Consider the following 9,167-nt stretch of genomic DNA (forward strand, 5'->3'; position numbering starts at 1 on the left):
CAAAGCCGTCGACGACGAGCGGCGCAGGATCGAACGCGACCTCCACGACGGCGTGCAGCAGCGCGGTGTCGCGCTCGCCATGCTGCTCGGCCGCGCCCGGCACAGCCCTGATCCGGAGCGGACCGCCGAGCTGGTCGTCCAGGCGTACACCGAGTCGCGCCAGCTCCTCGACGAGCTGCGCAGCGTGGCCTGGCGCATCTACCCGACCGCGCTCGACGAACTGGGGCTGCGCGCCGCGCTCGCGGGCGTCGCGGAACGGTCGAGCGTGCCGGTGACCGTGCACCACGGGCTGGCCGAGCGGCCCGTGTCCGAGGTCGAGACCGCGCTCTACTTCGTCGCCCGCGAGGCCATCACCAACGCGGTCAAGCACGCCGGGGCGCGTGACATCCTGGTCGTGTTGACGGAGGACGAGTGGGCGGTGAGCGTGGCGATCTCAGACGACGGCAAGGGCGGTGCCGACCCCTCGGGCGGTGGGCTGTCGGGGCTGGCCCGGCGCGTCCTGGCGCTCGACGGGGAGTTCACCGTCCACAGTCCGCCGGGCGGCCCCACCAAGATCTCCGCCATGCTCCCGAAGGTCCAGCCCACCGGCTCCCCAAAGGTGGCGTCCGCGGTGGCGGAGCCACGGCCCGGCGGGTCCGGGGCGGAGGCGGGCCCGTGCGGGTGATCCTGGCCGACGACTCCGTGCTGCTGCGTGAAGGGCTCACTCGCCTGCTCGACGACGCGGGCCACGAGGTCGTCGAGGCCGTCGGCGACGCTCCCGCGCTGCTCGCCGCCGTCGAGCGCCACCGCCCCGAGGTGGCCGTGATCGACGTACGCATGCCGCCCGGCCACAAGGACGAGGGTCTCCGGGCGGCCCTGGAGATCCGCGAACGCCATCCCGGCGTAGGCGTGCTCGTCCTGTCCCAGTACGTCGAGCAGCACTACGCGGCCAGGCTCCTGGCCGGCTCCACGCGGGGCCTCGGCTACCTGCTCAAGGACAGGGTCTCGGAGGTGGCCGACTTCCTCGACTCGCTCGAACGCGTACGCGCGGGCGGCACCGCGTTCGATCCCGAGGTGGTGCGGCAACTGCTGGCCCGCACCACCCACACCGATCCGCTGAGCAGGCTGAGCCCGCGCGAGGGCGAGGTGCTGCGCCACCTCGCCCAGGGCTTCGTGAACGCGGCCATCGCCGAACGCCTGCACGTCTCCCTCAGCACGGTCGAGAAGCACGTCAACGCCATCGCGGAAAAGCTCGGCCTGCCCCGCGACCCCGACTACAGCCGCCGTGTCCTGGCGATCCTCCGCTACCTGGACACCTGACCGGCCGCGCGGTGCGGCATCCTCACTCGCGCCGGGAGAACGGCGAGTCGATGGTGCCCTCGGCGATCAGCCTGTCCATCGTCTGCCGCATCGCCTTCGCGTCGTTCAGGTGCGGGAACGGCTCCCCTGCCGGGACGTCCACACCCAGGAACCGGCAGAGCGGCTCCCACCCTTCACGCACGTCGAAGACCAGCAGCCGCTCCGCGGGCAGGCTCTCCTTGACCGTGGCCACGTGCCGCTCGAACGCCGCCAGCGCCACCTCCTCGTCGGGCAGCCCCTCCCTGAAGCTCCCCTTGCCGTCGAACACGGACCGGGAGATCAGCTCCAGCACCGGGCCGAGCCGCGCCATCCCGGCGAACACGGCCGCCGCCGCCTCGGGCACGTCCTGTGGGATCTGCCGCCCCGGGCCGTTGGCGGCGAGCGTCTGCATGCTCACGTACCAGTCGTGCGGGTCGCGTACGGTCAGGACGACCTTCGCCTCCGGGTACGCCTCCGCCTGCTCCCGCCAGAAGAAGGACGCCGGCCAGTCCTGCGTGGAGCGGAAGCCGTCGAAGACGTGCTCCCAGTCCACCCGCTCGCCGGTGGCCAGGGGCAGCCACCTCTCGACGCGGTCGGGGTTGGTGAGGATGTCGAACATGTGGTGGCACGGCCCGAACCCGAGTCGTTCCAGTGCCGCCTTCATCGAACTGGTGCCGGTACGCGGGAATCCCGCGCCGATCACTCTTAACACTGTTGCCTCCATGGGGTGTTGGCTGGCACCTCCGATGCTGAACGGAGGCGGCGGTCCCGGCAAATCACCGGTCCCCTAGTTATGAGGCGCGTCGCGGCCGAAAGGTGACAAAGCGCGGCGCCGGGGGAGGACCACACCCATGACCATCAAGCTTTGCGACGGACGACAGATGCCGCGGCTCGGCCTGGGCACCTGGCCCATGGACGACGAGCAGGCCCGCCAGGCGGCGACGCAAGCCATCCCGCTGGGCTACCGGCTCATCGACACCGCCGCCAGCTACGGCAACGAGGCCGGCGTGGGCGCCGCGGTCGCCGACGCGGACGTGGCCCGCGAGGAGCTGTTCGTCACCACCAAGCTGCGCGGCTCCCAGCACGGATACGACGCGGCCCTGCGCGGGTTCGAGGAGAGCAGGGCCAGGCTCGGGCTCGACTACGTGGACCTCTACCTCATCCACTGGCCGCTGCCGGGCCGCGGGCTCTACGCCGACACCTGGCGCGCCTTCGTCCACCTGCAGGAGCAGGGCCTGGCCCGCTCCATCGGCGTCTCCAACTTCACGCCGGAGCAGATCTCACGCCTGGTGGAGGAGACCGGCGTATGGCCGGCCGTCAACCAGGTCGAGCTGCACCCCGGCTTCGCCCAGCGCGAGCTGCGGGCCTGGCATGCCGAGCACGGCATCGTGACCGAGTCGTGGACCCCGCTCGGCCGCGGCCCCAAGCTGTTCGACGAGCCCGCGGTGGCCGAGATCGCCGCCGCGCACGGCCGTACCCCCGCCCAGGTGGTGCTCCGCTGGCACCTGCAGCTCGGCGCCGTGCCGATCCCCAAGTCGGCCGACCCCGAGCGCATGCGGCAGAACCTCGAGGTGTTCGACTTCAGCCTGCCGGACGACGAGATGGCCAGGATCAGCTCGCTCGGCGGCGGCCGCCAGGGCGGCGATCCCGAGACGTACGTCGAACTCTGAGGCTTCTGTCGAATCGGGCCGGTCGCCGTTCGTCTTGCTCATAAAGACCGAAGGAGATGGGCGACGTGAAGTACGTGCTGATGTTCGTGGACAGCGAGGAGTACGAGAAAGAGCTGGCCGCCATGACCGGCGACGAGCGGGCGGAGGCCGTACGGCAGGTGGAGAAGTGGTTCGCCGACCACGCGGGCAAGGTGCGGATGGGCGGCAAGCTGCAACCCGCCCACACCGCCACCACGGTACGGCTCCCGCGCGGCGGGGGCGAGCCGGTGATCACCGACGGGCCGTTCGTCGAGGGCAAGGAAGTGGTCAGCGGATTCTGCGAGATCGACGTCGAGGACCTGGACGAGGCGCTGCGCATGGTGCGCAGCTGGCCGGCCTGCCCGACGGTCGAGATCCGCCCCGTGGAGACCATGCCCGCCGGGAGATGACCGACGTCCCTGGCGCCGGCCCCGCCCAACGGGCGGTGATCGCCGACGAGAACGAGCTGATGTTCGGGATCGCCGAGGCGTGCGCCATGGTCGGACCTCTGGTGCGGGCGGGCGACCCGCCGCGGGTGGGGCCGGAGCTCGACCGGTTCGTGGCGGCGCACGCCTCGGTGCGGGGGAGGGGGGACACCCCGGAGTTCCGGCGGGAGCTGCTGGCGAACGTGGCGCCCGACCGGGATCCGCGGATGCGGCGGTACTGGCGGCTCGTGGGGGAGGTCAGCGGCGAGGCGGTCACGCTGGGCACGACGCACCTGTGGCTGACCGACTCCCTCGAACGCTCGATCCGCACCGGCCGCTGAGCCCGCTGAGCCAGGTTTGGCGCGCGCTGATGTGAACGGTGTGGCAGCCCTTAACGCCCCGTAACACGCGCCGCGATCGGACGAAACAAAGATTTCCTAATCTTCGGACATGGCGGACATCTTCGACACGTACGTCATGGCCGAAGCATGGGATGAGATGTTCGAGCGGGCGGGCGTCCCCCGCCCCCAGTACCAGGCGCTCTTCGCGGCCCTTCAGCCGCTCGGGGCGCGCGAGCTGCGGTCCAGGGCCGACCAGCTCGCCAGGATGTTCACCGACCGGGGTGTCACCTTCGACTACGCGGGCGTCGAGCGGCCCTTCCCGCTCGACCTGATCCCGCGGGTCATCGACGCCGCCGAATGGGACCTCGTGACGCGCGGCGTCCGCCAGCGGATCCGCGCGCTGGAGGCGTTCCTCGATGACGTGTACGACAGGCGCCAGGTCTTCCACGACGGCGTGGTCCCCTGGCGGCTGCTGCACTCCAGCCCCCACTACCACCGGGAGGCGCACGGCTGGCGCCCGCCCAACGGTGTCCGCGTGCACGTCGGCGGCACCGACCTGATCCGGGACGAGCGCGGCGCGCTGCACGTGCTGGAGGACAACGTCCGCACGCCCAGCGGTGTCAGCTACGTGCTGGAGAACCGGCTGGCCATGACCCGCACGCTGCCGACGCTGTTCTCGGAGCAGTTCGTGCGCCCGGTCGAGGAGTACCCGGCCAGGCTGCTGGCCGCGCTACGCGCCGCCGCCCCCGCCGGGGTGTCGGACCCCACCGTGGTCCTGCTCACGCCCGGCGTCTACAACGCCGCCTACTTCGAGCACGCGCTGCTGGCCCGCCTCATGGGGGTGGAGCTGGTCGAGGGCCGAGACCTGGTCTGTGAGGGCAACCGCCTCTTCATGATCACCACGTACGGCCGCCGTCCCGTGCACGTCGTCTACCGCAGGGTCGACGACGACTACCTCGACCCGTTGCACTTCCGCGGTGACTCCGTGCTCGGCTGCCCCGGGCTGGTGAACGCCGCCCGCCTCGGCAACGTCACGATCGCCAACGGCGTGGGCAACGGGGTGGCCGACGACAAGCTCGTCTACACATACGTGCCCGACCTGATCGGCTACTACCTGGGTGAGTCGCCGCTGCTGCCGAACGTGGAGACGTACCGGCTGGACGATCCCGACGTGCGCGGCGACGTGCTGGCCCGCGCCGGCGAGCTGGTGCTGAAGCCCGTGGACGGGGCCGGCGGCAAGGGCATCGTGATCGGGCCCGTCGCCACGGATGAACAGCTGGCGGCGGTGCGGCGGGCCGTACGCGACGATCCGCGCGGGTGGATCGCCCAGCGGCCGGTGCTGCTGTCCACCTCGCCCACCCTGATCGGCGAGTGGCCCGTGCCGCGCCACATCGACCTGCGGCCGTTCGCCGTGAACGACGGCGAGGACGTGTGGCTGCTGCCCGGCGGGCTGACCCGGGTGGCGCTGCCGGAAGGGGAGCTGGTGGTCAACTCCAGCAGGGGAGGCGGCTCCAAGGACACCTGGGTGCTGGGCGAGACCCCGGCCGCCGCCGCCCCCGCCGCCGTCGCGCCGCCCGCCGCGCAGTGGAGCCCGAGCCGCACGGCCGCATGGGAGGACGAGCAGTGACTTCTTGGGAGGTTTTGCCGTGACGCGGCCGCTTCTGAGCCGGATCGCCGAGACCCTCTACTGGATCGGCAGGTACGTCGAGCGCGCCGACGACACCGCCAGGCTCCTCGACGTGTCCGTGCACCGTATGCTAGACGAGCCCGAGACCTGCCGCTTCATCTTCGCGGTGCTCGGCCTGAGCCCGGTCGCCTCCGTCAGCGCGCCCGCCGTCATCCGGCGCCTGGCCTACGACCTGGACGAGCCGGCCTCGATCGCCGCCTCCATCCGCTCGGCCAGGGACAGCGCGAGGGGCGTGCGCGAGGTGCTGGCCAGCGAGGTGTGGGAGTGCCTGAACGTCACCTGGCACCACCTGGCCAGATTGGAGTCGCAGCCGCCGCACGCTTACCTGTCGTTCGTACGAGAGCGGGCCGCGCTGTTCTTCGGGCTCGCGGACACGTCCATGAGCAGGGACGACTGCTGGCGCTTCCTCGTGCTCGGCCGCAGCCTCGAGCGTGTGGACATGACCACGCGGCTCCTCGCCGTCCACCTGAACAGCGACTGGCGGCTGCTGCTGCAGGCCAGCGGCGCGGACGAGTCGTTCACCAGGACGCACGGGGCGAGGGACGGCGAGGTGCTGGAATTCCTGCTGCTCGACCGGCTGTTCCCGCGCTCGGTCGTCTATTCGCTGCTGACCGCCGAGAAGTGCCTGCGGGCGCTGGCCCCCGGCACGGCCAGGACCGGGGTGGCCGACTCGGCGCAGGCGGCGATCGGGCGGGTGCGCGCCGGGCTCGAGTACGCCGACCTGAACGAGCTGCGCGACCGGCTGCCCGAGCTGCTCGGCACCCTCCAGGGGGCGTGCGCGGCGGCCGGCGAGGCGATCGCCTCGCGGTTCTTCCAGCACAGGGAGGCGATGGCATGGGTTGGCGCTTGAGGGTCTCCCACGTGACGCGGATGGAGTACGGCGGGGAGGCGCACTCGTCCTACAACGAGGTACGGATGACGCCCGCGCACAACGTCCTGTCCAGCCGCGTCGTCGTCAGCCCCGCCACGGCGGTCCACACGTACGAGGACTACTGGGGGACGGCGGTGTCAGCGTTCGACGTGACGGAGCCGCACCGGTCGCTGACCATCGAGGCGGTCAGCAGAGCGGAGACGTCCGGTCCGCGCCGGCCCCGGATGGTCGTGACGGAGCCGGATCCCTCGATGTACGAGCTGCTCCGTCGTACCCCGATGACGGCCGTGAACGAGGAACTGGAAGAGCTGGCGAAGGCGCAGGCGCTCGGGCGCGATCCGCACGAGGCCGCCGAGGCGATCTGCGAGGTGGTGGCGGCGCGGGTGGCGTACATGCCGGGCTCGACCGGCGTGCGCACCTCCGCGCAGGAGGCGTGGGACCTGGGGCAGGGCGTCTGCCAGGACATGGCGCACCTGACCGCCGGGCTGCTGCGCGCGGCCGGGCTGCCCGCCCGCTACGTCTCCGGCTACCTGCACCCGCGGCCCAGCGCGGAGATCGGGGAGCCGGTGGAGGGGCAGAGTCACGCGTGGGTGGAGTACTGGGCGGGGGAGTGGCTCCCGCTCGACCCCACCAACGGGTCGTACGTCGGCGAGGCGCACGTGGTGGTGGCCAGGGGGCGGGACTATTCGGATGTGCCGCCGCTCAAGGGCATCTACCAGGGGCCGCCGGAGAGCCACCAGGAGATCACGGTGACCGTCACGCGGCTGTAGTCTCTCGTCGGTGGTGGTTTCCGTCACGTGGCTATAGGGGCCCTCATCGGCGGTGGGTTTCCGTCGTCTGGCTGTATGCGCTCATCCGAGTGGGCGAGTGCGAACGCCGGCGTATGAGCACCGCGGCGATCGCCAGCAGCAGCCAGGCCGACGTCAGCGCGATGAGCCAGGTCCAGCCCGCGTGCCCGTACACGATGCTGCCCACCGTGCCGCCCGTGCCGCTGCCCAGGTAGTAGCAGAGGGTGTAGACGCCGGCGGCGCGGCCCCGGGCGTGCGGGGCCGCCTCGGCGGTGACCCAGGCGTTGGCGATGGCGTGTGCCGCGAAGAATCCGGCGGTCAGCACGGCGAAGCCGGCCACGACGAGCGGGAGCGACGTGGAGACGGTGAGCACGGAGCCCGCCGCCGTCAAGAGCAGCGCCGCGACCAGCGCCTTCGAACGTCCGAGACGGCTTGGCGCGCGCTGATGTGAACGGTGTGGCGGCCCTTGATGCCCCCGTAACACGCGGCCCGCTACCGAAATCGTCCGCAGTGCTCCGGCCTTCAAGTCGGGATGAAGTGGACCGTCCCGCGTAGCGGGGCAGGAAGAGCCGATTCGCCGTCAGGCGGACCGGTGCCTGCCTGACTCAGAAGGGCTGGATCTGCTGCTCGATGTACGCGTGCACGATCGACAAGGGTGCGCCGCCGACGCTCCCGGCGAAGTAGGACCCTGACCAGAGCTTGTTCGCCCGGTAGTAGTGGCTGGCGAGTTCGGGAAACTCTGGGCGCATCCGAAGTAATCCTGAGGTTCGACCCGTAGTGATCTGCAAGTAGGGCATGACAACCGGTAGCGGGATGGTCTTCTTGGTCGGACTTGCAATCCTCGTGCTCGTCGATCGCGGAGAGGTTCCCCAACGCCTGGGGAAGAAGTCGAACTCAAGACCATAGGTCGTGCTCATGGAGGTGGCATTGGTGGACGGGTCTTGCCGGTCCGCTGGCGCTCAGCCTGGTCGGTTGGAACATTCGGAGTGTCTCGTTCGTCCTTTGGAATGTGACCAGCTTGCCAGAGCTTGACGAGCGGCTGCGCGACGCGGCCGCCCGAATGCATCGGGCCGACCACCTGCGGCGGCTGCACGAGTCCACCGCGGAGCAGATCCAGCAAGCCGAGCACACCCTGGCAGACTTGGAGCTGGAGTTATCCCTGGAGGAGAAAGACGTCACCCGCCTGGAAAGCGGAGTGTCCGCCATCCTGGCCCGTCTGTTGGGCATCCGCGAGGAGAATCTGGCTCGCGAGCGCGCCGAGGCGGCCGCCGCCAGGCAGCGGGTTGACGGCCACCGGGCCCGCCTGGCCCAGCTTGAGGCGGATGCGCGTGCGGCCGAGGCTGAGCTGGCCGGGCTCGCGACGGCCTCAAAGGAATACGCGGAGTTGCTTGCCGAGAAGGAGCGACAGCTCATCAGCAGCGGTGATGCCCGTGCCAGAGAGCTGGCCGATCTCGGCGCCGCCCTCGACCGCGTGGCGGCGGGAGAGCGTGAGCACGCGGAGGCCAACCAGGCCGGGCAGGCCGCACATGACGCGCTCGGTGACGTGCTGCGCCATCTGAACTCGGCCAGGCACGCCTCCACCTGGGACCTTTTCGGCGGCGGCCTGATCGCCGACGCCATCGAGCACAACCGGCTGCGCACCGCCGACCAGGCGGCCTGGCACGCCCAGCGGGCCCTGGACGTCTTCTCCCGCGAGCTGGCTGACGTCGGCATCTCCGCACGCCCTCACATGCCCAAGGTGGATACGCGGTGGTTCGTCGACACCTTCTTCGACAACGTCATCATCGACGTTATCAAGCATCAGCGGATCGAGAACACCCGCGCCGAGGTCGCGAAGACGGCCCAATGGGTCCGGAATATGAACGCGCGCGTGCAGGCTCGCCACGCCCAGCTATCCGCTGAGCGTGCGCGGCTGCTGGCCAGGCGAGAGAAGCTGCTGCGCGGTTAAGGCCGCACAGGGGCCGCCGGAGAGCCACCAGGAGATCACGGTGACCGTCACGCGGCTGTAGTCTCTCGTCGGTGGTGGTTTCCGTCACGTGGCTATAGGGGC

General features: G+C 70.8%; 12 protein-coding genes. 9 read left to right on the forward strand and 3 right to left on the reverse strand.

Annotated features, from left to right (window positions below):
- The coding region (locus tag AB0J09_RS45520; protein WP_360705824.1) for a sensor histidine kinase at window positions 1–664 on the forward strand (664 nt) is incomplete at its 5' end.
- The gene (locus tag AB0J09_RS45525; RefSeq protein ID WP_360705827.1) at window positions 655–1,299 is read left to right on the forward strand and encodes a response regulator transcription factor; all 645 of its coding nucleotides are present in this window, start codon (window positions 655–657) and stop codon (window positions 1,297–1,299) included. The genes AB0J09_RS45520 and AB0J09_RS45525, both read left to right, overlap by 10 nt.
- A gap of 22 nt (window positions 1,300–1,321) precedes the next feature.
- On the opposite strand, the gene AB0J09_RS45530 is transcribed toward AB0J09_RS45525, so the two are convergent.
- Window positions 1,322–2,029, reverse strand: a complete 708-nt coding sequence (locus tag AB0J09_RS45530) for a sulfotransferase family protein (RefSeq protein ID WP_360705830.1) — start codon at window positions 2,027–2,029, stop codon at window positions 1,322–1,324.
- Between the two features lie 139 nt (window positions 2,030–2,168).
- On the opposite strand from AB0J09_RS45530, the gene AB0J09_RS45535 reads away from it, so the two are divergent.
- The 6 genes from AB0J09_RS45535 (at window position 2,169) to AB0J09_RS45560 (ending at window position 7,099) form a co-directional block, all read left to right on the forward strand.
- Window positions 2,169–2,987 (forward strand): aldo/keto reductase, encoded by an 819-nt coding sequence (locus AB0J09_RS45535; protein ID WP_360705833.1) that lies wholly within the window; start codon window positions 2,169–2,171, stop codon window positions 2,985–2,987.
- 56 nt (window positions 2,988–3,043) lie between these two features.
- On the forward strand, window positions 3,044–3,415 hold the full coding sequence (locus tag AB0J09_RS45540; protein WP_360705836.1) for a YciI family protein: 372 nt from the start codon (window positions 3,044–3,046) through the stop codon (window positions 3,413–3,415).
- Window positions 3,412–3,771, forward strand: a complete 360-nt coding sequence (locus AB0J09_RS45545) for a hypothetical protein (RefSeq protein WP_360705838.1) — start codon at window positions 3,412–3,414, stop codon at window positions 3,769–3,771. The genes AB0J09_RS45540 and AB0J09_RS45545 overlap by 4 nt, the downstream gene beginning before the upstream one ends.
- A 109-nt stretch (window positions 3,772–3,880) precedes the next feature.
- A complete protein-coding gene (locus tag AB0J09_RS45550; protein WP_360705841.1) occupies window positions 3,881–5,398 on the forward strand; it encodes a circularly permuted type 2 ATP-grasp protein in 1,518 nt (505 codons plus the stop codon).
- Window positions 5,399–5,417: 19 nt separating this feature from the next.
- Window positions 5,418–6,308, forward strand: coding sequence for an alpha-E domain-containing protein (locus AB0J09_RS45555; RefSeq protein ID WP_360705842.1), 891 nt, complete (start codon window positions 5,418–5,420; stop codon window positions 6,306–6,308).
- The gene (locus tag AB0J09_RS45560) at window positions 6,293–7,099 is read left to right on the forward strand and encodes a transglutaminase family protein (RefSeq protein WP_360705845.1); all 807 of its coding nucleotides are present in this window, start codon (window positions 6,293–6,295) and stop codon (window positions 7,097–7,099) included. Before AB0J09_RS45555 ends, AB0J09_RS45560 begins: the two co-directional genes overlap by 16 nt.
- A gap of 43 nt (window positions 7,100–7,142) precedes the next feature.
- Here AB0J09_RS45560 and AB0J09_RS45565 read toward each other — a convergent pair whose 3' ends face one another.
- On the reverse strand, window positions 7,143–7,601 hold the full coding sequence (locus tag AB0J09_RS45565; RefSeq protein ID WP_360705848.1) for an MFS transporter: 459 nt from the start codon (window positions 7,599–7,601) through the stop codon (window positions 7,143–7,145).
- 121 nt (window positions 7,602–7,722) lie between these two features.
- Window positions 7,723–7,866, reverse strand: a complete 144-nt coding sequence (locus AB0J09_RS45570; protein ID WP_360705851.1) for a transposase — start codon at window positions 7,864–7,866, stop codon at window positions 7,723–7,725.
- Window positions 7,867–8,135: 269 nt separating this feature from the next.
- Between AB0J09_RS45570 and AB0J09_RS45575 the strand changes: the two genes are divergently transcribed.
- A complete protein-coding gene (locus tag AB0J09_RS45575; RefSeq protein WP_360705853.1) occupies window positions 8,136–9,065 on the forward strand; it encodes a hypothetical protein in 930 nt (309 codons plus the stop codon).
- The last annotated feature ends 102 nt before the right edge of the window (window positions 9,066–9,167 follow it).

The organism is Nonomuraea sp. NPDC049784, assembly GCF_040659615.1.
Lineage (GTDB): Bacteria > Actinomycetota > Actinomycetes > Streptosporangiales > Streptosporangiaceae > Nonomuraea.